General features: G+C 69.7%; 23 protein-coding genes. 9 read left to right on the top strand and 14 right to left on the bottom strand.

The window, feature by feature from the left end:
• From ACIPQB_RS15430 to ACIPQB_RS15420, 3 genes are all read right to left on the bottom strand, one after another.
• Nucleotides 1–208: biotin carboxylase N-terminal domain-containing protein (locus tag ACIPQB_RS15430; protein ID WP_446486131.1), on the bottom strand; the 208-nt coding region annotated here is incomplete at its 3' end.
• Between the two features lie 20 nt (nucleotides 209–228).
• Nucleotides 229–1,011 (bottom strand): SDR family NAD(P)-dependent oxidoreductase, encoded by a 783-nt coding sequence (locus ACIPQB_RS15425; protein ID WP_446486130.1) that lies wholly within the window; start codon nucleotides 1,009–1,011, stop codon nucleotides 229–231.
• Nucleotides 1,012–1,052: 41 nt separating this feature from the next.
• Complete coding sequence (locus ACIPQB_RS15420; protein WP_446486129.1) at nucleotides 1,053–2,585, bottom strand: acyl-CoA carboxylase subunit beta; 1,533 nt, start codon at nucleotides 2,583–2,585, stop codon at nucleotides 1,053–1,055.
• A gap of 147 nt (nucleotides 2,586–2,732) precedes the next feature.
• Between ACIPQB_RS15420 and ACIPQB_RS15415 the strand changes: the two genes are divergently transcribed.
• Complete coding sequence (locus tag ACIPQB_RS15415; RefSeq protein ID WP_446486128.1) at nucleotides 2,733–4,160, top strand: helix-turn-helix domain-containing protein; 1,428 nt, start codon at nucleotides 2,733–2,735, stop codon at nucleotides 4,158–4,160.
• Here ACIPQB_RS15415 and ACIPQB_RS15410 read toward each other — a convergent pair.
• The 8 genes from ACIPQB_RS15410 to ACIPQB_RS15375 all read right to left on the bottom strand — a co-directional run bounded on the left by ACIPQB_RS15410 (nucleotide 4,157) and on the right by ACIPQB_RS15375 (nucleotide 14,695).
• Complete coding sequence (locus ACIPQB_RS15410) at nucleotides 4,157–5,701, bottom strand: cation:proton antiporter (protein WP_446486127.1); 1,545 nt, start codon at nucleotides 5,699–5,701, stop codon at nucleotides 4,157–4,159. The genes ACIPQB_RS15415 and ACIPQB_RS15410 overlap by 4 nt on opposite strands.
• An 81-nt stretch (nucleotides 5,702–5,782) precedes the next feature.
• The gene (paoC, locus tag ACIPQB_RS15405; protein WP_446486126.1) at nucleotides 5,783–7,987 is read right to left on the bottom strand and encodes an aldehyde oxidoreductase molybdenum-binding subunit PaoC; all 2,205 of its coding nucleotides are present in this window, start codon (nucleotides 7,985–7,987) and stop codon (nucleotides 5,783–5,785) included.
• Nucleotides 7,988–7,991: 4 nt separating this feature from the next.
• Nucleotides 7,992–8,939, bottom strand: a complete 948-nt coding sequence (locus tag ACIPQB_RS15400) for an FAD binding domain-containing protein (protein WP_446486125.1) — start codon at nucleotides 8,937–8,939, stop codon at nucleotides 7,992–7,994.
• Nucleotides 8,936–9,571 (bottom strand): aldehyde dehydrogenase iron-sulfur subunit PaoA, encoded by a 636-nt coding sequence (gene paoA / locus ACIPQB_RS15395; RefSeq protein WP_446486124.1) that lies wholly within the window; start codon nucleotides 9,569–9,571, stop codon nucleotides 8,936–8,938. Before paoA ends, ACIPQB_RS15400 begins: the two co-directional genes overlap by 4 nt.
• A 210-nt stretch (nucleotides 9,572–9,781) precedes the next feature.
• Nucleotides 9,782–10,831, bottom strand: coding sequence for a phosphatidylinositol-specific phospholipase C domain-containing protein (locus tag ACIPQB_RS15390; RefSeq protein ID WP_446486123.1), 1,050 nt, complete (start codon nucleotides 10,829–10,831; stop codon nucleotides 9,782–9,784).
• 65 nt (nucleotides 10,832–10,896) lie between these two features.
• Entirely contained in the window at nucleotides 10,897–13,563 is a 2,667-nt protein-coding gene (locus tag ACIPQB_RS15385) for a TonB-dependent receptor (protein WP_446486122.1), read from the bottom strand.
• Nucleotides 13,564–13,812: 249 nt separating this feature from the next.
• Complete coding sequence (locus ACIPQB_RS15380; RefSeq protein ID WP_446486121.1) at nucleotides 13,813–14,343, bottom strand: SRPBCC family protein; 531 nt, start codon at nucleotides 14,341–14,343, stop codon at nucleotides 13,813–13,815.
• On the bottom strand, nucleotides 14,336–14,695 hold the full coding sequence (locus ACIPQB_RS15375) for an ArsR/SmtB family transcription factor (RefSeq protein ID WP_446486120.1): 360 nt from the start codon (nucleotides 14,693–14,695) through the stop codon (nucleotides 14,336–14,338). Before ACIPQB_RS15375 ends, ACIPQB_RS15380 begins: the two co-directional genes overlap by 8 nt.
• A 203-nt stretch (nucleotides 14,696–14,898) precedes the next feature.
• Here ACIPQB_RS15375 and ACIPQB_RS15370 point away from each other — a divergent pair, with 203 nt between their 5' ends.
• Nucleotides 14,899–15,096 (top strand): hypothetical protein, encoded by a 198-nt coding sequence (locus ACIPQB_RS15370; RefSeq protein WP_446486119.1) that lies wholly within the window; start codon nucleotides 14,899–14,901, stop codon nucleotides 15,094–15,096.
• A 23-nt stretch (nucleotides 15,097–15,119) separates the two neighbouring features.
• Here the strand turns inward: ACIPQB_RS15370 and ACIPQB_RS15365 are convergent, their stop codons facing one another.
• Entirely contained in the window at nucleotides 15,120–15,809 is a 690-nt protein-coding gene (locus tag ACIPQB_RS15365) for an FCD domain-containing protein (protein WP_446486118.1), read from the bottom strand.
• Nucleotides 15,810–16,005: 196 nt separating this feature from the next.
• On the opposite strand from ACIPQB_RS15365, the gene ACIPQB_RS15360 reads away from it, so the two are divergent.
• From ACIPQB_RS15360 to ACIPQB_RS15340, 5 genes are read left to right on the top strand one after another with little or no spacing between them, the layout of a single operon-like run.
• Complete coding sequence (locus tag ACIPQB_RS15360) at nucleotides 16,006–17,478, top strand: aldehyde dehydrogenase family protein (protein ID WP_446486117.1); 1,473 nt, start codon at nucleotides 16,006–16,008, stop codon at nucleotides 17,476–17,478.
• Between the two features lie 50 nt (nucleotides 17,479–17,528).
• The gene (locus ACIPQB_RS15355; protein WP_446486116.1) at nucleotides 17,529–18,311 is read left to right on the top strand and encodes a carboxymuconolactone decarboxylase family protein; all 783 of its coding nucleotides are present in this window, start codon (nucleotides 17,529–17,531) and stop codon (nucleotides 18,309–18,311) included.
• A 13-nt stretch (nucleotides 18,312–18,324) separates the two neighbouring features.
• Nucleotides 18,325–19,083, top strand: a complete 759-nt coding sequence (locus ACIPQB_RS15350) for an SDR family NAD(P)-dependent oxidoreductase (protein WP_446486115.1) — start codon at nucleotides 18,325–18,327, stop codon at nucleotides 19,081–19,083.
• A 4-nt stretch (nucleotides 19,084–19,087) separates the two neighbouring features.
• Nucleotides 19,088–19,909 carry an NAD(P)-dependent oxidoreductase gene (locus tag ACIPQB_RS15345; protein WP_446486114.1) on the top strand — a complete coding sequence of 274 codons (822 nt, stop codon included), beginning with the start codon at nucleotides 19,088–19,090 and terminating at the stop codon, nucleotides 19,907–19,909.
• A 12-nt stretch (nucleotides 19,910–19,921) separates the two neighbouring features.
• Entirely contained in the window at nucleotides 19,922–20,707 is a 786-nt protein-coding gene (locus tag ACIPQB_RS15340; protein ID WP_446486113.1) for an SDR family oxidoreductase, read from the top strand.
• Nucleotides 20,708–20,730: 23 nt separating this feature from the next.
• On the opposite strand, the gene ACIPQB_RS15335 is transcribed toward ACIPQB_RS15340, so the two are convergent.
• On the bottom strand, nucleotides 20,731–21,189 hold the full coding sequence (locus tag ACIPQB_RS15335; protein ID WP_446486112.1) for a GNAT family N-acetyltransferase: 459 nt from the start codon (nucleotides 21,187–21,189) through the stop codon (nucleotides 20,731–20,733).
• A 14-nt stretch (nucleotides 21,190–21,203) separates the two neighbouring features.
• On the bottom strand, nucleotides 21,204–21,713 hold the full coding sequence (locus ACIPQB_RS15330) for a 3D domain-containing protein (protein ID WP_446486111.1): 510 nt from the start codon (nucleotides 21,711–21,713) through the stop codon (nucleotides 21,204–21,206).
• An 88-nt stretch (nucleotides 21,714–21,801) separates the two neighbouring features.
• Here ACIPQB_RS15330 and ACIPQB_RS15325 point away from each other — a divergent pair, with 88 nt between their 5' ends.
• Together ACIPQB_RS15325 and ACIPQB_RS15320 are read left to right on the top strand one after the other, a co-directional pair.
• Nucleotides 21,802–22,389 (top strand): glutathione S-transferase family protein, encoded by a 588-nt coding sequence (locus ACIPQB_RS15325; RefSeq protein WP_446486110.1) that lies wholly within the window; start codon nucleotides 21,802–21,804, stop codon nucleotides 22,387–22,389.
• Between the two features lie 30 nt (nucleotides 22,390–22,419).
• The gene (locus ACIPQB_RS15320) at nucleotides 22,420–23,463 is read left to right on the top strand and encodes a S1/P1 Nuclease (RefSeq protein ID WP_446486109.1); all 1,044 of its coding nucleotides are present in this window, start codon (nucleotides 22,420–22,422) and stop codon (nucleotides 23,461–23,463) included.
• The last annotated feature ends 1 nt before the right edge of the window (nucleotide 23,464 follow it).

Here is a 23,464-nt window from a genome sequence, read left to right as displayed (position 1 = left end):
AGGCGGCGATGATCTTGTCGGCGACCAGGTAGGACTGATTGGCCGGCGAGGGACCGATATGCACCGTCTCGTCGGCCATCTCCACGGCCAGGCTGTCGGCGTCGGCGTCCGAATAGACCACCGCCGTTCGAATACCCAGCCGACGGCAGGTCTTGATCACCCGCACCGCGATCTCGCCACGGTTGGCGATCAGGAGTTTGCTGAACATCTTGGAGGGCTCCGACCGCATCATCGCGGCGCCAGGCGGATCGCGCCGTCGAGTCTGATCGCGGCGGCGTTGAGATAGGCGTTGCGGCAGATCTCGACGACGAGCGAGGCGTATTCGGCCCCGGCGCCCAGGCGGGCCGGGAAGGGCACGCTGGCCGCCAGGCTCTGCTGCACGGCGTCTGGCAGGCTGGCCATCATCGGCGTCTCGAACAGGCCCGGCAGGATGGTGTTGACCCGCACGCCCTCGCTGGCCAGGTCGCGCGCCACCGGCAGGGCCAGGCCCAGGACGCCGGCCTTGGAGGCGGCATAGGCCGCCTGGCCGACCTGGCCGTCCTCGGCCGCCACCGAGGCGGTGGAGATCACCACCCCGCGCTCGCCGGTCGGCAGGCGATCCAGCGCCGCCATGCCCACGGTCGACAGGGCGATGCAGCGGAAGGTGCCGCCCAGATTGACCCGCAGCACCCGCTCGAAGTCGTCGGTCGAGGCGGGAACCAGGGCGCCGTCGGCCTTGCGGCGCGAAACGGTCTTGGCCCCGATGACGATGCCGGCGCAATTGACCAGGATCCGCTCCTGGCCGTGGGCGCCGCGCGCGACCGCCAGCCCGGCGGCGACCTCGGCGTCGGAGGTGACGTCGACCCGGCAGGCCAGGCCGCCGATCTCGCCGGCGACCGCCTGGGCCCGCTCCAGGTTCATGTCGAAGATCGCGACCTTGACGCCCTCGGCCGCCAGCCGCCGCGCGGTGGCTTCGCCCAGGCCGGAGGCCCCGCCGGTGACGATCGCCGCGATGTCAGAATTGAGGTCCATGGTCTTCTTTCGCAAATCAGAGGGTCGTCGCGCCGTCTCGTCTACAGCGGGATATTGTCGTGTTTTTTCCAGGGGTTTGAGAGGTCCTTGCCCTTGAGGGACTTCAGCGCCCGGACGATGCGTCGGCGGGTGCCGTGGGGCATGATGACGTCGTCGATGTAGCCGCGGGAGGCGGCGACGAAGGGGTTGGCGAAGGCGGCCTTGTACTCGGCCTCGCGGGCGGCCAGGGCGTCGGGGTCCTTGGCCTCCTGGCGGAAGATGATCTCCACCGCCCCCTTGGCCCCCATCACCGCGATCTCGGCGGTGGGCCAGGCGTAGTTGAAGTCGCCGCGCAGGTGCTTGGAGCTCATCACGTCATAGGCCCCGCCATAGGCCTTGCGGGTGATCAGGGTGATCTTCGGCACCGTGGCCTCGGCATAGGCGAACAGCAGCTTGGCGCCGTGCTTGATCAGCCCGCCGTACTCCTGCTTGGTGCCGGGCATGAAGCCGGGCACGTCGACCAGGGTCAGGATCGGGATGTTGAAGGCGTCGCAGAACCGCACGAAGCGGGCGGCCTTGCGCGAGCTGTCGATGTCCAGCACCCCGGCCAGCACCTGCGGCTGGTTGGCGACCACCCCGATGCTCTGGCCGTCCATGCGGGCGAAGCCGCAGACGATGTTCTTGGCCCATTCGCTACTGATCTCGAAGAAGTCGGCCTCGTCGACGATCTTCGAGATCAGCTCCTTGATGTCGTAGGGCTTGCCCGGATCGGCGGGGATCAGGCTGTCCAGGCTCGGCTCCTCGCGATAGGCCTCATCGAAGCTTGCGCGCTCGGGGGCCGGCTCGCGGTTGGACGCGGGCAGGAAGTCGATCAGCCGCCGCACCTGGGTGAGGGCCTCCAGGTCGTTGTCGAACGCCCCCTCGGCCACCCCGGACTTGGCCGCATGCACCCGCGCCCCGCCCAGCTCCTCGGCGGTGACCACCTCGTTGGTCACCGTCCTGACCACGTCGGGCCCAGTGACGAACATGTAGCTGGTGTCCCTGACCATGAAGATGAAGTCGGTCATGGCCGGCGAATAGACATCGCCCCCGGCGCACGGGCCCATGATCACGCTGATCTGCGGGATCACGCCCGAGGCCATCACGTTCTCCAGGAAGATGTCGGCATAGCCGGCCAGGCTGTCGACCCCCTCCTGGATGCGCGCCCCGCCGGCGTCGAACAGGCCGATGATCGGGGCCCCCACCTTCATCGCCTGGCGCTGGACCTTGACGATCTTGGCCGCATGGGCGCCCGACAGCGAGCCGCCGAACACCGTGAAGTCCTTGGAGAACACATAGACCACCCGGCCGTTGACCGTGCCCCAGCCGGTCACCACCCCGTCGCCGGCCACCTTCTGCTCGGCCATGCCGAACTCGGTCCCGCGGTGCTCGACGAACATGTCGAACTCCTCGAACGAACCCTCGTCCAGCAGCAGATCGATCCGCTCGCGCGCCGTCAGCTTGCCCTTGGCGTGCTGGGCCGCCACCCGTCCCTCGCCGCCGCCCGCCCGCGCCTGCGCCCGACGACGATCCAGTTCCTCAAGGATGTGCTGCACGCGGACGGCCTCGGACTTGAAAATTTGAAAGAGAGACAGAACCTCAAAATTCGCAGTTTGTGCTTGCTCGCAAGGAAAAGCTGGACAAAATCAAGCTGAGAAGCGGTTCTGTAATGGCAAAACCTGCAAAGTCGCAAAGTTGTAAAAGTGCGCGAAAAGCTCTTCATCGGCCCGCGGATCCGTCTCCTGCGCCAGGCGCGGGCCTGGAAGCTGGAGGCCTGCGCCGCCCGCCTGGGGCTGTCGGCCAGCTATCTGTCGCAGATCGAGGCCAACCAGAGGCCGGTGACGGCGCGGGTCCTGATCGACGTGATGCGGGTGTTCGAGGTCGACGCCGCCTCGCTGGACGCCGCCGACGACCAGCGGATGATCGCCGACCTGCGCGAGGCCACGGCCGATCCGATCCAGGACGGCGAGACCCCCGGCCTGCATGAACTGAAGGCGGCGGTGGCCAACACTCCCAACCTGGCGCGGTCCTACCTGGCTCTGCACCACGCCTATCGCCGCCTCGACGAGCGCCTCAAGGCCACCGAGGAGGCGGTGTCGCTGGACGAGCGCGGCGCGGCCAGCGCCCTGCTGCCCTATGAGGAGGTGCGCGACTTCTTCCACTACAAGAACAACTACATCCACAGCCTCGACATGGCGGCCGAGGCCCTGGCCGACGACCTGGGCCTGGACGGTCCCGAGCCGGTCGAGAGCGTGCTGGAGCGGCGGCTGCGCGACGGCCTGGGCGTGCGGGTCGCGCGCTCGGCCGAGCCGGACCTGCTGCGCCGCTTCGACCCGGCGACCGGGGTGCTGGCCCTGGGCGCGGCCCATTCGGCGACCACCCGCTGCTTCCAGATGGCCTACCAGATCGTCGCCATGGCCCTGTCGGAGGCGGTCGAGGCCGAACTGGCCCTGGCCGGGTTCCGCAGCGACAGCGCCTTCAAGGTCTGCCGCACGGGCCTGCTGAACTACGCCGCCGGGGCCCTGCTGCTGCCCTATGAGCGGTTCCGGGAGGCGGCGCGGGCGGCGCGGCACGACATCGAGCGGCTGAGCCTGGCCTTCCAGACCAGCTTGGAGCAGGTGTTCCATCGTCTCAGCACCCTGCAGCGGCCGGGCGCCCGGGGGGTGCCGTTCTATTTCGTGCGGGTCGACCAGGCCGGCAACATCACCAAGCGCCACAGCGCCACGCGGCTGCAGTTCGCGCGGTTCGGCGGCACCTGTCCGCTGTGGAACGTCCACGACGCCTTCGCCCGCCCCGACGCCTGGCTGGTGCAACTGGCCCAGATGCCCGACGGGGTGCGCTATGTCAGCATCGCCAAGGGGGTGGTCAAGCCGTCGGGCGCCTATCTGCAGCCCGACCGGCGCTACGCCCTGGGCCTGGGCTGCGAGGCGCAATATGCCGACGACCTGGTCTACGCCCAGGGGCTGGACCTGACCGGTCCCTCGGCTCCGATCGGGGTCAGCTGCCGGATCTGCGAGCGTAACGACTGCTCGCAGCGGGCCTTCCCGCCGGTCGACCGTCCGTTCGAGGTGTTCGAGAACGAGCGCCGGTGGGTGCCGTTCGCCCTGGGGGCGGGCGGCGCCTCAGGCTAGTCGCCGGCCGGCCCGGCGCTGACCTCCAGCCAGTCCAGCTCCTCCTCCACGCGGCGATAGGCGTCGTCGCCGATGGTCTTCTGGTGGCGGAGGTCGCTGATCGCCCGCCGGGCCGCGGCCACCGCGTCGCGGCGCAGGGCGTTGTGCTCGCGTTCGCGCGGGTCGTGACCGGCCTGGTTGAGAGCCAGGGCCTCGGCATATTCCAGCTTCAGCCGCCGGGCGGCGGGGGTGTCGCGGCCGTCCAGCTCGGCCACGGTGGCCTTGATCGCCGCCTGGCGGGCCAGCTGGATCTCGGTGTCGATGGTCGCGTCCCTGGGCAGGTTCAGCAGCAGCAGCAGGGGCCGCAGGGTCAGGCCCTGCAGCAGCAGGGTGCCCAGGACCACGACGAAGGCGGTCAGCTGGATGAAGTCGCGATAGGGGAAGCTCGCCGGCAAGGCCATGGCCGCCGCCAGGGTGACGACGCCGCGCATCCCCGACCAGGCGACCAGGACGCCGCCCTTCAGTGTCGGCGGCGCCAGGGCGGTCCGGCCGGGGGCGACGCCGAACGTCCGGTTCTTCCATTGGGCGAGCGCGTGATAGGCCATGACCCAGGCGATGCGGACGGCGATCACCACGGCCAGGATCAGCAGCGCTCCGCCGAGCAGGCGGTAGCGCTCGGCCGCGCCCAGGGCGTCGAGGATCCGCCGCAGCTGCAGGCCGATCAGGGTGAAGGCCAGGACGTTCAGCACCACGGTGGCCGACTCCCAGATCGCGAACGAGGGCAGCCTGAGGCGGGCCGGCATGGGCCGGGCGGTGCGCCGGGCCATGGTCAGGCCGAACACCACGATGGTGACCACCCCCGACAGGCGCAGGCGCTCGGCCAGCAGCCAGACGCCGAAGGTGATCACGAACTGGAAGATCACCGAGCGCGGGGCGTCTTCGATCCGCCCGATCAGCAGGCCGGCCAGCCAGGCCAGCAGCCAGCCGACCGCCACGCTGCCCAGCACGACGATCGCGAAGGTCGGCACCGCGCCCGTCAGGCTGAAGCTCCCCGCCGCCATCGCCCCGACCGCCAGCCGGTAGATGAGCAGGGCCGAGGCGTCGTTGAGCAGGCTCTCGCCCTCGAGAATCTTGCGGATGCGGTGCGGCGGGTCGACCTGGCCCAGCACCGCCAGGGCGGCGACGGCGTCGGGCGGAGCGAGCAGGGCCCCCAGGGCTACGGCCGCAGGCCAAGGCATGTCGGGCGCGAACTGGCGGGCGGCCAGCGCCACCGCCGCCGTGGTCAGGCCGACGGCGACCAGCACCAGCGAGGTCACCGGCCGCCAGTTGTCGGCCAGGTCGCGCAGCGAGGCGTCATAGGCCGCGTCGAGCAGCACCGGGGCGACGAACAGGGCCAGGATCAGCTCGGGCGGCAGGTCCATGCGCGGCGCGCCCGGCACGAAGGCCACCAGAGCCCCGCCCGCCGCCAACAGGGTGGGGTAGGGGATGTTCAGCCGCGCGGCGATCGTCGAGACGATCGTGGCCCCGAGCAGCAGCACGAGGATGGTCTCGAACATCAGCATCGGCGGATGGTCTCCACGGGACACGGGCGATCTGCGCCCGCGAGGACAATCCGAAACCGGCCGCCGCGCAAGCCGGACGGGCTAGGCGACCTGCGGCAGGCGGTCGAGCAGCTTGTCCAGGGTGATCGGATAGTCGCGCACCCGCGCCCCCGTGGCGTTGTAGATGGCGTTGGCGACCGCCGCCCCGACCCCGCAGATGCCGAGCTCGCCCACGCCCTTGGCCTTCATCGGCGAGGACATCGGATCGGTCTCGTCCAGGAAGATCACCTCCTGGTGGGGGATGTCGGCATGGACCGGCACCTCGTAGCCGGCCAGGTCGTGATTGACGAAGAAGCCCAGGCGCTTGTCGACCACCAGCTCCTCCATCAGCGCAGCGCCCGCGCCCATGGTCATGGCCCCGATCACCTGGCTGCGAGCCGACTTGGGGTTGAGGATCCGGCCGGCGGCGCAGACCGCCAGCATGCGGCGGATGCGGATCTCACCGGTGGCGGCGTCGACCCCGACCTCGACGAAGTGGCCGCCGAAGGTCGATTGCTGGTGGGTCTTGGCCAGGTCGCCATATTCCATGACGTCCTCGGCGGCCACGGGACCGTCGGCGGCGGCCTGGGCGAGGGGCAGGCTGCGGCCCTGGGCGCGGACCTGGCCGTCGGCGAATTCCGCGGTGGCCGGATCGAGGCCGAGCTTCGCCGCCACCGCCTCGCGCAGCTTGACGCAGGCGGCGTAGACTCCGGCGGTCGAGCTGTTGGCCCCCCATTGGCCGCCGGAACCGGCCGAGACCGGAAAGGCCGAGTCGCCCAGGCGCACGGCCACCTGGTGCAGCGGCAGGCCCATCATCTCGGCCGCCGTCTGGGCGATGATCGTGTAGGTGCCGGTGCCGATGTCGGTCATGTCGGTCTCGACCGTCACCTGGCCGGAGGTCTCCAGCCGCACCCGGGCGGCTGATTTCATCACCAGGTTGTTGCGGAAGGCCGCGGCCACGCCCTGACCGAGCAGCCAGGGGCCGTCACGGGTCTGGCCTGGGCGGGCGTTACGCTTGGACCAGCCGAACTTGTCGGCGCCGGTGCGCAGGCACTGGATCAGCTGGCGCTGGGAGAACGGCCGCTGGGGCTTTTCAGGATCGACCTGGGTGTCGTTGCGGATGCGGAATTCGACCGGGTCGAGGCCGAGCTTCTCGGCCATCTCGTCGATGGCGATCTCCAGGGCCATCAGGCCCGGAGCTTCGCCTGGAGCCCGCATGGCGTTGCCTTCGGGCAGGTCCAGGGTCGCCAACCGCATGCGGGTCATGCGGTTCTCGCCGACATAGAGCAAGCGCGTCTGCTGCACGGCAGTCTCCGGCCCGCCGCCCGGCAGGTCGCCCGACCAGCTCTCGTGGCCGATGGCGGTGATCTTCCCGTCACGGGTCGCGCCGATCCGGATGCGCTGGATAGTGGCCGGCCGATGGGTGGTGTTGTTGAACATCAGCGGGCGGGTCAGGGCCACCTTGACCGGGCGCCCCGCCGCCTTGGCGCCAAGGGCGGCCATCAGGGCGTCGGCGCGCACGAACAGCTTGCCGCCAAAGCCGCCGCCGATGAAGGGCGACACTAGGCGGACATTCTCCCTGGGGATTCCCAGGGTCTTGGCCACGTCGCCCGCGCCCCAGGCGATCATCTGGTTGGAGGTCCAGATCGTCAGCTTGTCGCCGTTCCAGGCCGCGATGCTGGCATGGGGCTCCATCATGGCGTGGCCCTGGTCGGGCGTGGTGTAGGTTTCGTCCAGCTTGACCGGCGCGGCCGCGAACGCCGCCTGGAAATCGCCGACGGTGGTATCGGTGGACCCCATCTCCTCCTTGGGCTTGACGGCCGTGTCCTTGGCGGCGGCGAGGTCGAAGGCCCCCTTGGCGCGGACATAGTCGACCTTGACCAGCTCGGCGGCGGCGCGGGCCTGCTCGAAGGTCTCGGCCACCACCACGGCGACGGCCTGGTGATAATGCTGGATCTCCGGCCCGCCCAGCAGCCTGGCGGTGTTGAAATCGCCCTTGCCCAGCTTGCCGGCGGTCTCGGCGGTGACCACGGCCAACACGCCCGGCGCGGCCTTGGCGCGGGAGACGTCGATCGACTTGATCTGCCCCTTGGCGATCGCCGCGCCGATCACATAGCCATAGCCGGGGTTGGGGACGGCGTCGTGGCGCTCATAGGCGTAGGGCGCGGTTCCGGTCGTCTTCAGCGGACCGTCGATGCGGTCGGTCGGCTTGCCGATCACCTTCAGCTGGTCGATCGGATTGGTCGTCGCGGGGGTGTCGAACTTCATCGGGTCAGCCTCGGGCTTGGGCGATCGCCGCGCCCAGGGCGCGTTCGGCCAGGGTCAGCTTGAAGGCGTTCTGCGGGGTGGTCCTGGCGCCGGCCAGCAGGGGTTCGGCCGCGGCCTTGGCTCCGCGCGGCAACTGCGCCTCGGCCGCCTCGACGCGCCAGGGCTTGTGCGCCACGCCGCCCAGGGCGACCCGGCCCGAGCCGTCCTTGTGCAGGATGGTCGCGACGGACACCAGCGCGAAGGCGTAGGACGCCCGGTCGCGGACCTTGTGATAGGCGTGGGTCCCGCCGACCGGCTTGGGCAGGGTCACCGCGGTGATCAGCTCGCCCGGCGCCAGAGCCGTCTCGACGTGAGGCGTGGCTCCCGGCAGGCGATGGAACTCGGCGATGGGAATGGCCCGGACCCCGCCGTCGGGGCGGACGGTCTCGACCGTGGCGTCGAGGACGCGCATGGCCACGGCCATGTCGCTGGGGTGGGTGGCGATGCAGGCCTCGCTGGTCCCCAGCACGGCGTGTGAGCGGGTGAAGCCGCCGATGGCCGAGCAGCCGGCCCCCGGCGTGCGCTTGTTGCACGGCATGTTGGTGTCGTAGAAATAGGGACAGCGGGTGCGCTGCAGCAGGTTGCCCGCCGTCGTGGCCTTGTTGCGCAGCTGGCCCGAGGCGCCGGCCAGCAGGGCGCGCGACAGGACGCCGTAGTCGCGGCGCACGCGCTTGTCGGCCGCCAGGTCGGTGTTGCGCACCAGGGCCCCGATGCGCAGGCCGCCCTCCGGGGTGGGCTCGATCCTGTCGAGCGCCAGGCCGTTGACGTCGACCAGGTGGCGCGGCGTCTCGATCTGCAGCTTCATCAGATCGAGCAGGTTGGTGCCGCCGGCGATGAACCGGGCGCCCGGGGCGCGGGCGGCGGCCGCGGCTTCGGCGGGCGAGGCGGCGCGCTGGTAGGTGAAGGCCTTCATGCCGTCCTCCCCGCCACTTCGGTGATGGCCTCGACAATGTTGGAATAGGCCCCGCAGCGGCAGATGTTGCCGCTCATCCGCTCGCGCAGCTCGTCGCTGCTGACCTCCGGCGCGGCGGTCAGGTCGAGACTGGCGTGGCTGGGGATTCCGGCTTTGATCTCGTCGAGCACGGCGACCGCCGAGCAGATCTGGCCCGGGGTGCAGTAGCCGCACTGATAGCCGTCGTGTTTGACGAAGGCCGCCTGCATCGGGTGCAGCCGGTCGGGCGAGCCCAGCCCTTCGATCGTGGTGACGCGGTCGCCCTCGTGCATCACCGCCAGGGTCAGGCAGGCATTGATCCGCCGCCCGTCGACGATCACCGTACAGGCCCCGCACTGGCCGTGGTCGCAGCCCTTCTTCGTGCCGGTCAGCTTCAGGTGCTCGCGCAGGGCGTCCAGCAGGGTGGTGCGGGTGTCGAGCTCAAGCGTCTGGGCCTGACCGTTGACCTCGAACGACACCTTGGCAAGGACCGGGGCTTGCGGGTCGGGCACGGCGGCCTCCGTCGACAGGGGGGCGGCGCTGGCCGCGACGGAGGCGGCGCTGGCGGCCATCAGGTCGCGGCGCGATATTGACGGCGTTTCAAGCTGGGGCATGTCGCCTGGGACCTTCCTGCTGGCTCGCCGGATCTTGCGCCGGCCCGCGCTCAAGGCGGCCGTTCTCAGACGTGTCTGGCCCGGCGGAACTGGCTTTGAACGAGAACGCAGGAAATTAGTTCGCCAAGCGACCGGCGATTAGCCCCTCCAGGCCGCACGGGCCTGTGAGAAAAATTCATCAATCGCCGGCGACTTGGAGCCGCCGCATCCTTACGGGGTCACGGCGCCGCCGCCGCCGGCCGGCGAAAACCATGGTGGGGCGACCACGAAGTTCAGGCCCAGCGGGTCGGGCGCGCCGGGATAGTAGTCGCTGCTGATCACCTGGGCGCCGGACCGGACGGCGGCCTGCAGCCGGCTCAGGTCATGGGTGCGGGCCTCGCGAGTGTCGGCGTCGCTGCGGGTCCGCACCAGGAAGCCCTGGGCGACCAGGTCCTTGATCCGCGCCTCATCGGCCTTGGGGTCCTGGATGTTGAACACCGCCGCCTCGGCGTCCTCGGGCGCGTAGAAGCCGAACATCACCCGGCCGCGCAGCGACGGATGGCCGGTGCGATAGGCCTGGGCGACGCGCGGGTTGGAGTCGAGCACCAGCAGCACCTTGCCGCGAGCGAAGGCCTGGGTCGGCCAGCCCTGGGTGGTCACCGCCTCGCGCAGGGTGGACGCGGCGCCCCGCACGTCGTCGGGGGTCAGCAGGTGGTCGCGGCCGAAGGCGGCGACGGCGTCGGCGTCGATCCCGGCCAGGTCGGCCTCGCTGAACAGCGCCGGATCGGGAACGCCCGGGGTGTTGAACGGCTCTTCCTTGACGTTGACGAACAGCACGATCAGCCCGTGGTCGGGATGGGCCTTGGACCAGGCGGCGACCTCGGTGAAGCAGCCGGCCAGGGTCAGGCAGTGGGTGCGGGCGTCGACGACCGGGGCGTGCAGCACCTTGGCGCCCGGCCGTTTCATGATCGCCAGCTTGGCCGGATCATTGGCGTAGGGACCGGCATAGAGCCCGCCGGCGCTGTCGGCATAGGGGTCGAACTCCAGTTCCCGCAGGCCGAGATCCAGTTGGGTCTTGATCGGCGGATGGCCGTACTCGACCCCGGCCGAGTGCTCGCCCATCACCTGGCGCTGGTGGGCCAGGGCGGCAGGATCGAGTTCGGGACGGTAGCTGTTGTGCGAGCCCAGGATGCGCATGGCGTTGATCTTGGGGCCGTCCTCGGCCTGGGCGGCCAGCGGCGTCAGCAGGGCGATCGAAAGCAGCAGGGCGAAAAGGCGCATGGCGGGTCTCGTCGGGCGGAAGGGAAGGGGCGGGCGTCGAACCCGCCCCGCAACGAAGGCGTGGCCTAGAACTTGCCGCGCAGGGTCAGCGAGACCGTGCGGCCCCAGTGATAGATCTCCATCGGCTGGTCCTTGGACTTGCCGTAGATGTAGCGGATCTCGTCGGTCAGGTTCGAGCCCTCCAGCGTCAGGGCGTAGTTCTGGGTCAGGTTGTAGGACACCGAGCCGTCCAGCGAGCCATAGGCGTCGACATAGGACTGGGAGGTGGTGGTGCTGCCGGTCCCCGACAGGTAGCGCGAGCGCCAGAACCAGCCGAGGCGGGCCGCCAGCGGGCCCTTTTCGTAATAGCCGACCAGGTTGTAGCTGGTCTTGGACAGGCCGATCAGGTCGTCCTTGATGGCGCGGTTGCCGGCGAAGTAGCTGGCCTTGCTGTCGACCACGGTCAGCGAGGCCTGGACGCCCAGGCCGTCGAACGGGCCGGGCAGGAAGGCCAGGCTCTGGTTGTAGGCCAGCTCGGCCCCGGTCAGCTTGGCGTCGCCGCCGTTGACGCTGGTCGACAGCAGGATGTCGCCGCGGCCGGGGACCTGGATCGTGGTGTTCTGCTGGGTGATGTAGTCGTCCATCTTCTTCCAGAACACCGCGCCGGTCAGGGCGGTGGTCGGGGCCGGATACCATTCCAGCGAGGCGTCCAGCTGGTCGGCCAGGAACGGCTTCAGGGCCGGGTTGCCGCCCGAGGCGTTGGGGGAGTCGCGCGAGACGCTGATCCGTGGGGCGCTGTCGGTGATGTTGGGCCGGTTGATCACCCGCGAAGCGGCGAAGCGGGCGATCAGGTCGCTGCGCAGCTCGGCCTTCAGGTTGAAGCTGGGCAGCCAGTCGCCATAGTCCTGCGGATAGGACACCGGCGTCAGCACGGGGTTGTTGTTGAGGTCGGTGCTGGTCAGCGTGCCGCTGGCCACCTGTTCGGTGCGGGCGTAGCGGACGCCGACATTGCCGCTGATCGGCACGACGGCGTCGAACCGGAAGTCGGCCCGCACATAGCCGCTGGTGATCTTCTGGTCGACGACGAACGAGTTGCGGGCGTCGGCGGCGGAGACCGGCTGGGCGGCGACGGCCGGGGTGTACAGGCTGTTGTAGAAGGCCGTGGTGGTCGGGGTGACCCAGTTGCGCGGCGTGGCGCCGTCGAAGTCGGACAGGAAGTTCTTGTAGGGCAGGGTCTCGTAGAAGGCCGGGCCCAGCGTGCTGACCGGCACGTTGAGGTCGTTGGTGAGCACCCAGTCGCGGCGGCGATAGTCGCGCTTCATCTCGTGGCGCTCGGCCCCGAAGGCGATCTTGCTGAGCCAGCCGTCGAAGGTGCGGGCGCCGTCCAGGCGGAAGGTCTCGTCGTTGTCGCGCGAGTCCTTCCAGGTATAGTCGAAGGCCTGGCCGACGAAGTTGGCGGGATTGGTGTAGTCGACCGTGGTGGTCAGCTGCGGGATCGCCTTGTAGCCGCGCGAGAAGTCGTAGGTCAGCGGGCCGAAGAAGGCCAGGCGGTTGCGCTTGGTGGCCTCGCCGTCCGGATGATAGCTGCGGGCCCGCGAGACGGCGTATTCGGCGTTGAAGGTCCAGTCGCCCGGCGTCCAGGCCTGCTTGAGGCCGAAGGCGGTCAGGTCGTGGCGGTTGAGGCTGGTCTCGCGCGAGGCCATCCAGCGGACATTGTTGATCGTGCCGCCGACCACGGTGTCGCCGACCGTCTTCTGGCTGCCGGCCACGAAGGCCGGCTTCTGGAAGGTGCTGTCGTCCGGATAGATGTCGAGGCCGAACTCGTCGTAGTCGACGTCCAGGCGGGTGACCAGCAGGTCGACGTCGGTCTGGAAATCGTCATTGGGCCGCCACTGGCCGGTCACCGCGCCGGAATAGAGCTTGCGGTGCTCGGTCTCGATGGTCGGGCGGGTGCGCGAGGGCGTGTAGAAGCCGTCGCCCAGCACCGACTTGAACTTATCAAGGTTCCAGCCGACCTGGTACAGGCGGTCGTTGCGGACGTGGCGCTCGTCATAGAGGCCCGAGGCCAGCAGGCCGACGGTCTGGTCGGCGTTGGTCCAACTGACCAGGCCCGAGGCCGACGGGTCGGCCTTCTTGCGCACGTCGTTATAGGTTTCGCGGATCGAGAAGGCGCGCTTGTCGCCCAGGGTCAGCGGCTTGAAGGTCTTGATGTTGATGTTGCCGCCCAGGGCGCCTTCGTCCATGTCGGCGGTCGGGGTCTTGATCACCTCGATCTGCGAGATCAGCTCGGACGGCAGCACCTCGAAGCGGAACTGCCGGCCCTTGGCGCCGCCGTTCTCGATCAGTTCATTGACGGCGATCGAGCGGCCGTTGAGCTCGACATACTGGAACTGCGGGCCCAGGCCGCGGACGCTGACATAGAGGCCGGCGCCGCGCTGGCGGTCGATGGTCACGCCGGTGACCAGCTGCAGGGCCTCGGCGGCGTTGCGGGTCGGGAATTTGCCGATGTCCTCGGCGTTGACGGCGTCCAGGCCGTAATCGGCCGAGCGCTTGAGCGCGGCGGCGGCTTGCAGGCTCCGGCCATAGGAGGTGACGACGATTTCGTCGACCGCGGTGTCGGCGGCGGGTTCGGCGGGCGGCGCGGTCGCGGGCTCGGCGGCCTGGGCCTGCGGCAGCCAGGCGCCCTGGGCGGCGAAGGCGAGGATGGCGACCGCCCCGGCGCAGCGCGCCGAACGGAAGGAACGACGGATCATGATGCTTATCCCGAAAGCTCTGGCCCGCGTGGGGAGTCGCGGGCCACGGGCCGCTGACTAGCGGCGTTGCATGACGGCCAAGCGACACTGAAACGAGCGCGCAACATTCGGGATTGTCGCGCGCCGAAGCGCCCGAAAACCGTCAGGCGGCGGCCGTCAGATCGGGCTTTCGATCAGCAGCAGTCGGGAAAGCGGGTTCCGCCGGCCGCACTCGCGGTGCGGCCGGCGGGAGGAGGCGAGTCGGTCCGGCTATTGCGCCAGGCGCTCGGCATATTCGCCGCGCAGCCGGCTCCAGGCGCTCCAGAACGGGCCCGCCTCGCGACCGACCATCCGATCGGCCAGGATGTCGAGGTGGGCGTGCCAGCCGGCGCTGACGCTGAGCAGGCTGTCGCGGTCCGCCAGGCGTCGATGGGTGACGGTCAGCAGCACCTCGCCGGCCTGGCGCTCCAGCTCGAAGCTCACGTCGCCGTCGCCCCATTCGAACGCCAGCAGTCGCGGCGGATCAATGCGGGTGACGCGGCTCGTCATCCGATGCTCGGCCCCCATGCCGGCCGGCCGCTCTTCGACATGGCTGGTCAGCTCGTCATTGCGCCAGACCAACTCGACCTCGCCGCCGACCTTGAGGTCCATCGGTCCGGCGGCCAGCCACTGACGACGCAGGTCGCTCTGGGTCATGTAGGACCACACCCGCTCGATCGGGCCCGGCAGCAGTCTCTGGATCCGCACGGTCGTCGGTTCGGTCTGAACGCCATAGGCGTCGATCGTCGCAAGGTCACTCATCGTCGTCTCCTGGGGTTTGGGGGGAATCCTCTCGTCGAAGCAGGCCTTCGAGGATGTCGAGGCGGCGGCTCCAGAACCGTTCGTAGAAGCCGATCCATTCGTGGGCGTCTTCCAGCGGCTTGGCTTCCAGCCGGCAGAGATGGGTGCGCCCGATCACCCGCCGCCGGACCAGCCCCGCCCGCTCCAGCGCCTTGACGTGCTTGGACGCCGCCGCCAGCGACATTTCGAACGGCGCGGCCAGCTCGCCGACGCTGCGTTCCCCGGTGGCCAAGCTGCGCAGCATCCCGCGCCGGGTGGCGTCGCCGAGGGCGTGAAAGACGGCGTCGAGCCGAGGGGCTTCTAATTCAACCATGTGGTTGAGGATGAGCTCGCTCCCTCTGATTGTCAACCACATGGTTGAATGTTGGCGCTCCTGTTGACGATGCGGCGGCGGCTCAGCTTGCTCACCCTGGCGACGGCTTCTAAATTCGGCCGGTCCCAAGGCGCGACGCACGGCCCCCGACCCAGGCCGCTCGGCGTCGGTGAATCCTTGGACCTCAGCGACGGGCGCCGCAGATGGACGAGAAACAGACAGCCACAGCGCTTGCGACCCTGGCCTCGGCGATCGCCAGCGTGAGCCGCAGCGTCATCGCCATGCAAAAGGGAGATTCCCGGACCGCCAGCGAACAGATCCAGATCTGCGTGGGCCTCCTGGCCGACTTCCAGGACCTGCAGGATCAGGTGCTCGGTAACGACAAGGTCAAGACGTCCTAGCGCCTCTACGACCGTCGTCGTGACTATGGCCGCGTCATGCTGTCGAGCACCACGCGCCGGTTGCTGCGATCGGCCTCGAAGCGCGCCAGCTCGCGATCGCCTTGCAGGATCGCCGCGATGATCCGCCGCCGACCGTCCTTCCACTCGGCGATGGCCTCGCCGCCGCCGCGCAGTAGCCGGCCCGCTCGGGTCACGCCCACCTGCAGGGTGACGACGGTCAGCAGCTTGAACAGCGGCCAGTCGACCATCCGGAAGAGCAGGTCCTGGAAGTCGCTTTCGAACGCGCCGCAGTCGCCGGCGGTGGCGCAGGTCTCGATGCGGGGGAAGAGCTGCGCCAGTTCGCGCCGTAGCGTGGCGTCCTCGCAAGCCGCGGCGGCCGGGACCAGTTCGTTGAACAGCAGCGAGGTGATGTTCAGCGCCTCCTCGAACGAGGTGGGATTGGACCGCAGATAGGCCGCCATCGAGCGCTCCAGCGCCGCGGCGTTGGGCCGTCGGCCGTAATAGCCGCCGCCGGGACCGCGGCGAGCTTCCAGCAGGCCCTCGTGCTCCAGCACCCGGGCGGCCTGCTGGAGGGTGACGATGCCGACCTCCAGGGCCTTGGCCAGGTCCTGAAGCGAGCCGATGAGAGCGTTCGGTTCCGCTGCGAACACCCTGTCGCGCAAGCGATCCGCCGTTTTGCCGACCAGATTCCGCCGCTGCGTTTCGCTGCCCATCACGCTTGCTTTCCTCATCATCAGCCCCCGAAGACCGATAATTGTAGGCATATATATATCTGTAAAATCGACACTTGTCGCCTAAATTTGGATTGACGCGCTATAAATGCGCATATTTATGGACTCCCATCGGGAAACGAGATTTCGGGCAAGCGCCGTCACGAGCGCGTCCCGGCGGCGGAGGAGACGGACGGCCATGACCTTTCAGCAGCCTGCTGCGGAGACGCTGCCGCGCCATCCGGTGATCATCGGCGGCGCGTTTGAGGCGCAGGGCGGCGGCGAGGTGCTCGCCCACGTCTATCCCGGCACGGCCACGGTCACCCGCGAGCTGCGCATGGCCAGCCCCGCCGACGTCGATCGCGCCGTCGCGGCGGCGCGGGCCGCCTTTCCGGCCTGGCGCGCCCTGGCGGGGGACAAGCGCCGCGACCTGATGTTCAAGCTGGCCGCCGTCATCGAGGCCCAGGCCCAGGAGATGTCGCCGGTGCTGACGGCCGAGAACGGCGCGATCATCCTGGCCGGCGGCCACATGTCCTCCGACGCCGCCCAGAAGTTTCGCTACTACGGCGGCTGGGCCGACAAGATCGAAGGCCGCACGGTCGCCACCTGGGGCGGCCCGGCCCACGACTATGTGTCCTACGAGCCGTTCGGCGTCGTCGGGGCGATCGTGCCCTGGAACGGTCCGCTGTTCGCCGCCACCATGGTGCTGGCCCCTGCGCTGGCGGCCGGCAACTGCATCGTCCTCAAGGCGCCCGATCTTGCGCCCTACAGCGTGATGCGGCTGGTCGAGCTGATCCACCAGGCCGGCTTCCCGCCGGGCGTGGTCAATCTGGTGACCGGGGGAGCCGAAGTCGGCGCGGCGATGGTCTCGCACCCCGGCGTCGACAAGATCGAGTTCATCGGCAGCGGGGCCACCGCCAAGAAGATCCTCGCCAACGCCGCCCGGACCCTCAAGCCGGTCGGCCTGGAACTGGGCGGCAAGTCGGCGGTGCTGGTGTTCGCCGACGCCGACCTGCAGGCCGCCGCCAAGCGCGGGCTTTCCGGCGCGGTCAGCGCCAACGGCCAGGGCTGCGTCAACGGCACGCGCCTGTTGGTCGAACGCGCCATCTACGAACCCTATCTGCAGATGTTGGCCGCCATGGCCGGGCACATCAAGGTCGGCGACCCCTTCGCGATGGACACCATCATGGGGCCGGTAATCTCCGAGACGTCGCTGGTCCGCATCGCCGGCATGGTCGAGCGCGGCGTCGCCGCCGGCGGCCGCCTGGTGACCGGCGGCGGCCGGCTGGGCGGCGACCATGGCGAGGGCTATTTCCTGCCCATCACCGTGCTGGCCGACGTCGATCCGGGCAGCGAGATCGCCCGCCAGGAAGTCTTCGGCCCGGTCCTGGTCGTCACCCCGTTCGACAGCGAGGAGGAGGCGGTCGCCCTGGCCAATGACAGCGACTATGGCCTGGGCGCCTATGTCCACACCACCAACCTGGCCCGGGCCCACCGGGTCGCCGGCCAGATGCAGGCCGGCCAGGTGCAGGTGAACGGCGCGGGCGAAGCCATGACCCCCTGCGTCCCGTTCGGCGGCATGAAGTATTCGGGCCACGGCCGGCTCGGCGGCGTCGAGGGCCTGCGCGAGTTCCAGCAGGTCCGGAACGTCTGGGTCAATCTCCAGTCCTGAGCCGCACGATCGGCGGAACACTTGACGGCGCCCCTCCGGAGATTTTGACCATGACCCTGCTCGATCCCGCTGAGCGCCGCGCCCGTGGCGAGGCCGCCGCCGCGGTGGTGACCGGCGCCGCCTTGCCGCCGCCAGGCACGCCCTATGAGGAAAGCTGGCGGGACTTCATCTTCGCCGAGGTGTGGTCGCGACCCGGGCTGGACCGGCGTTCACGCTTCCTGATCGCCCTGTCGGGTGCGGCCCTGGCCAACGGTTCCGCCGACCATCTCGACCGCTATGTGCGCGGGGCCCTGACCAGCGGCGACCTCAGCCTGGCCGAGCTGCGCGAGGCGGCCCTGCACCTGTCGGTCTATGGCGGCTGGACCAAGGGCGCGGAACTGGAAGCCGCGGTCACCCGCGTCGCCGGCGCCCTGGACCTGCCGCCCGCCGAATGCCCGCCGCTCCGGGCCGCGGCCTGGGATCCCCAGCTGCGCAGCGAGGAAGGCGCGCAGGAGTTCATCAACGTCATGACCTTCCCCGGCGGCCCGCCGGCCTCGCCCTATCTGGAGGCGATCCGCAACTTCGTGTTCGGCGAGATGTGGTGTCGGCCGGGGCTGGACCAGCGGGCCCGCCGCTGGATCACGCTGGTGGGTGTCTGCGACTCCTGCGCCGAGACCCCGATCCGGAGCCACATCCACGCCGCCATGGCGAGCGGCAACTGCCGGCCCGACGAGATGCAGGAATTCGTCCTGCAATACGGCGTGCACGCCGGCTGGCCCAAGGCCTCGGTGATCCAGGGCGTGGTGTTCGAGATGTCCAAGAAGATCGCGGCCGGCTTGCCGTGGAACGGGTGAGGAGTTCAGGACAATGACCACCAAGGACATGAGCGGCAAGGTCGCGCTGGTCACCGGCGCCGCCTCGGGCCTGGGCCGGGCGACGGCGCTGAAGCTGGCGGCGACGGGGGCGAACCTGGGCCTGGTCGACCTGAACGAAACCGGCCTGGCCGAGACCGCGGCCCTGCTGGCCGAGCACGGGGTCGAGGTGCTGGTCCACGCCGCCGACCTGTCCCAGGCGGCCGCCTGCGCCGAAGCGGTCGCCGCGACCGTGGCGCGGTTCGGCCGGCTGGACGCCCTGTGCAATGTCGCCGGCCTGATCTATCTCGCCAACACGCCGCAGATGCCGCTCGACCAGTTCCAGCGCACCCTGGACGTGAACCTGGCCGCGCCGTTCCTGTTGTCGCAGGCGGCGATCCCGCACCTGCTGGAAAGCCATGGGGCGATCGTCAACGTCGCCTCCTCGGCCGCCTTCATCGGAGAGGCCTACGCCGCCGCCTACTGCGCCAGCAAATGGGGCCTGGTCGGCATGACCAAGGCCATGGCCATGGAGTTCGTCAAGCAGCCGATCCGCATCAACGCCGTGGCCCCTGGCGGGATGATCACCAACATCGTCACCAATTTCCGCCCGCCGGAAAACTGCGACATCGAGCTGATCAAGCGCTTTTCGGGCCTGCGCGGCGTGGTCGAGGTCGACGATGTGGCCGGGATGATCCTGCTGCTGGCCTCCGAGGCCGGCCGCGGATTCCACGGCGCCTGCATCAATCTCGACGCCGGCATCACGGCCGGGTGAGGCCATGGCCGACGCCGACATCCTCAAGACCGGCTTCATCGGTCTGGGCAGCCAGGGCGGGCCGATGGCCGAGCGCATCCTGGCCGCCGGCTATCCGCTGACCGTGTGGGCCCGGCGGCCCGAGGCGCTCGAGCCGTTCGTGGCCCAGGGCGCCGTCGCCGCCGGGAGCGTCGCCGAGCTGGGCGCGGCCTGCGACCTGATCGGGGTCTGCGTCGTTGACGACGCCGGGGTCGCAGCCGTCTGCGACGAACTGATCCCGGCCCTGCGCCCCGGCGGCCTGCTGGTGATCCATTCCACCATCCTGCCTGAAAGCTGCGAAGCGCTGGCCCAGCGCTGCGCGGCCCGCGGCGTTCAGTTCCTCGACGCGCCGGTCAGCGGCGGCGGACCGGCGGCGGCGACGGGCAAGCTGACGGTGATGTGCGGCGGCGACGGCGACGCGTTCGCCCGGGCCAGGCCGGTGTTCGAAAGCTTCGCCGGCGCCGTGGTCCACCTGGGGCCCGTCGGGTCGGGCCAGCGGGCCAAGATCGTCAACAACGCCCTGATGGCCGCCAATATGGGCCTGGCCCATGCGGCCCTGGCCGCTGGCGAGGCCCTGGGGATCGAACGCGGGGCGCTGGCCGAGCTGATCAAGGTCAGCAGCGGCCGCAGCTTCGGGGTCGAGGTCTATGCGCGCCTGCCCAGTCCGCAGGCCTTCGCCCATGGCGCGCCGCTGCTGGTCAAGGACGTGAAGCTGCTGGCGGCGGTGCTGCCGCATCATGCCGGCGTGGAGACGCTGCGCGAGGCGGCCTCCGGCTTCCTTTCGGCCGCGATCGGGCAAGACATCTAGGGAGCACTGGGAATGACGTTTTCAATCGATCAGTTTCGCCTCGACGGCAAGGTCGCGATCGTGACCGGGGCCGGCGGGCGCGGCAATTCCATCGGCCGGGCCTACGCCCTGGGTCTGGCCCAGGCCGGCGCCGCGGTGGTCGTCGCCGACATCAACGAGGCCGGGGCCAAGGCCGTCGCCGACGAGATCGCCGCGACCGGAGGCCGTGCCATCGGCGTGCGCGTCGACATCACCGATCCGGCCTCGGCCCAGGCCATGGTCGCCGCCGCCAAGGCGGCGTTCGGCGGGGTCGACATCCTGGTCAACAACGCCGCCCTGATGGCCGAGCTGGGGCGCCAGAACATCGTCGACGTGCCGATCGAGGACTGGAACCGCACGCTCAACGTCAATCTCACCGGGGCCCTGATCTGCTGCCAGGCGGCGATCCCAGCCCTGCGCGAGCGCGGCGGCGGGCGGATCGTCAACCAGACCTCCGGCGGCGCCTTTCCCTCGCTGGGCGTCTACGGCGTCGGCAAGCTGGCCCTGGTCGGGCTGACGACCACCCTGGCCAAGGCCCTGGGCAAGGAAGGCGTCACCGTCAACGCCATCGCGCCCGGCAATGTCACCTCCGACGCCGGCAAGCAGCTGGTGCCCGACGATTCGCCGTTCCTGCAGTTCCTCAACATGACGGTCGCCAGCCGCCCGCGCGGCGAACCGGACGAACTGGTCGGCGCCCTGCTGCTGCTGTGCTCCGAAGCCGGCGCCTGGATCACCGGCCAGACCCTGCACGTCGACGGCGGCTGGGTGATGCGTCCTTGATCGGATTGAGAGGGGTAGGGGCCTCAGTCCAGCCGCAGGTGCAGGAACTGGCTGAAGCCGCCGGGCGTGTAGTCGGCGAAGGCGTCGCCATCGACGAAGCCGCGGTTGCGGTAGAGGCGAAGGGCGGGCTCGAAGGCCGGGCCGCGGCCGGTCTCGAGGCTCAGCCGCCGCAGGCCCTGGCGGCGGGCCTCGAGGATGACGCGCTCCAGCAGCGCCGCCGCCACGCCCTGCCGCAGATGGTCCGGGTGGGTGCGCATGGATTTCACCTCGCCGGTCTTCGCATCGAGCCGCTTGAGGGCGCCGATGCCGAGGATGGCTTCGCCCGACCAGGCGCTCCAGACGGTCACGCCTGGGGCCTGGAGGCCGGCGGGGTCCAGGGCGAACACATGGCCCGGCGGGGAGCTAGCGTGCATGCCGGCCAGATGCAGCTGGATCAGCGCCTGGGTCCGGGGATCGGCGAAATCGGCGTCGCGGATGTCCATGGCCGGGCCGCCGCCTATTCCGGCGGGCAGCCCTTGAACTCGCCGACCTTGATCACCGACAGCGTCGACAGGTTCAGGTCCATCAGCGGCTTCATCGAGGCCGCGCCCTGGCCGCTGAACAGGTCCAGCTTGTTGCCCTTGATCGCGCCGCCGATGTCGGAGGCGTACCAGTAGCCGTCGTGCTTTTCGCCGTTGGGCATCGGCAGGCCGACGGTTTCCTTGATGAACACCACGGTGCGGCGCGGGATCACGGTCTTGTCGACCGCCAGGGTGCGCATCGCCACCACCTTGCAACCCAGGCTGTCCAGCGCCCGGATGCCCTTGGCGCCGGCGTGGTAGAGGGTGGCCTTCATCTTGTACTCGACCGAGCCCGGCATGGTGCCCGTCAGGGCGCCGGTGATCAGGTCGCCCAGGGGATCGCTGCGCTGGGCGGAGTCTCCCCCGGAAGAGGAAGGGCCGGCGAAGGCGGGCAGGGCGGTGGACATGGCGAAAATCGCCAAAAATCCGGCGAGCGTGCGTCGCATCGAGGGAATCCTCTTATCGGCGTATCTGTCGGTTGGCGGCATACCTACCCACATCACGGCCGCGTGACAACCCGTCGGGGACGACTCCATGACGCTGCGCATTTTCGGTGACCGCATTTCGGGCAATTGCCTGAAGGTCAAATGGACCGCCGAGCGGCTGCGCCTGACCCATGAATGGGTCGAGACCAGCGTCCTGCGGGGCGAGACCCGCACCCCCGAATTCCTGGCCCTGAACCCGGCCGGGCAGGTGCCGACCGTGGTGCTGAGCGACGGCCGGGTGCTGGCCCAGTCCAACGCCATCATGCTGCACCTGGCCGAGGGCTCGGCCCTGATCCCGACCGACGCCTATGATCGCGCCCGGATGCTCGAATGGCTGTTCTGGGAGCAATACAGCCATGAACCCTATGTGGCGGTGGCCCGATTCCAGCTGACCTATCTGGGCCAGCCGCGCGAATCGCTGGACGCCAAGCTGTTCGAGAAAGGGCATGCGGCCCTGGCCCGCCTGGAAACCCAGCTGTCGGCGACGCCGTTCCTGATCGGCGAGCGCCTGACCCTGGCGGACATCGCGCTGGTGGCCTACACCCGTGTCGCCCACGAGGGCGGCTTCGACCTGGCGGCCTATCCGGCCGTCCAGGCCTGGATCGTCCGGATGGAATACGCTCTGAACATCCGGTAGCGAGCGTTGGAACAGTTTCGTGGAGCGCGCATGACGCCGTCCGTTCGGTCGCTGGGTCGATTTTCCGTCAGCCTGGCGCTCGTCGCCACCCTGGCCGCGCCGGCCGGACCGGCCCTGGCGTGGGGGGCCTGGGGCCACCGCCTGGTCGGGGTGGTGGCCGCGCGCAGCCTGCCGGCCGACACCCCGGCCTTCCTGCGCACCCCCTACGCGGTGGCCGCGATCGGCGAATACGCCCGCGAGCCGGACCGCTGGAAGGGCTCGGGCAAGCTCCACGACACCGACCGCGACGCCGCCCACTTCCTCGACCTCGATGACGAGGGCCGGATGTATGGCGGGCCGAAGTTCGCGGTCGAGACCCTGCCGCCCACCCGCGCGGATTACGAGACGGCCCTGCGCGCCGCCGGCCAGGACAGCTGGAAGGCCGGCTACCTGCCCTATTCGATCATCGACGGCTATCAGCAGCTGGTGAAGGACTTCACCTACTGGCGCATCCTGAAGGCGGTCTCCAGGACCGAGAAGGACCGCACCAAGCGGGCCTACTACGTCGCCGACCTGAAGCGCCGCGAGGAGCTGCTGCTGCGCGACCTGGGCGTCTGGGCCCACTATGTCGGCGACGGCAGCCAGCCGCTGCACGTCAGCGTCCACTACAACGGCTGGGGCGACTATCCCAATCCGAACGGCTACACCCAGAGCCGGGCCACCCACGGCAACTTCGAGGGACCGCTGGTCAAGACCCTGGCCGCCGAGGGCGAGGTCAAGGCGCTGGTCCCGGCCTATCGCGACTGCGGCTGCTCGATCGAGTCCCGGACCGTGACCTACCTGACCACCACGGCCAGCTATGTCGAGCCGCTGTACCAGCTGGAAAAGCAGGGCGGCCTGGTCGCCGCCGACCCGCGCGCCAAGGTCTTCGTCGACCAACGGCTGGCGGCCGGAGCGGCCGAGCTGCGCGACCTGGTGGTCGACGCCTGGCGGGCCAGCGCCAAGGGGACGATCGGCTACCGGCCCGAGGTCAGCGTCGACCAGGTGCTGTCGGGCGCGGCCGATCCCTGGAACGATCTTTACGGCAAGGACTGAT

Source organism: Caulobacter sp. LARHSG274, from assembly GCF_052871235.1.
This window is presented reverse-complemented; position numbering and strand designations above follow the sequence as displayed.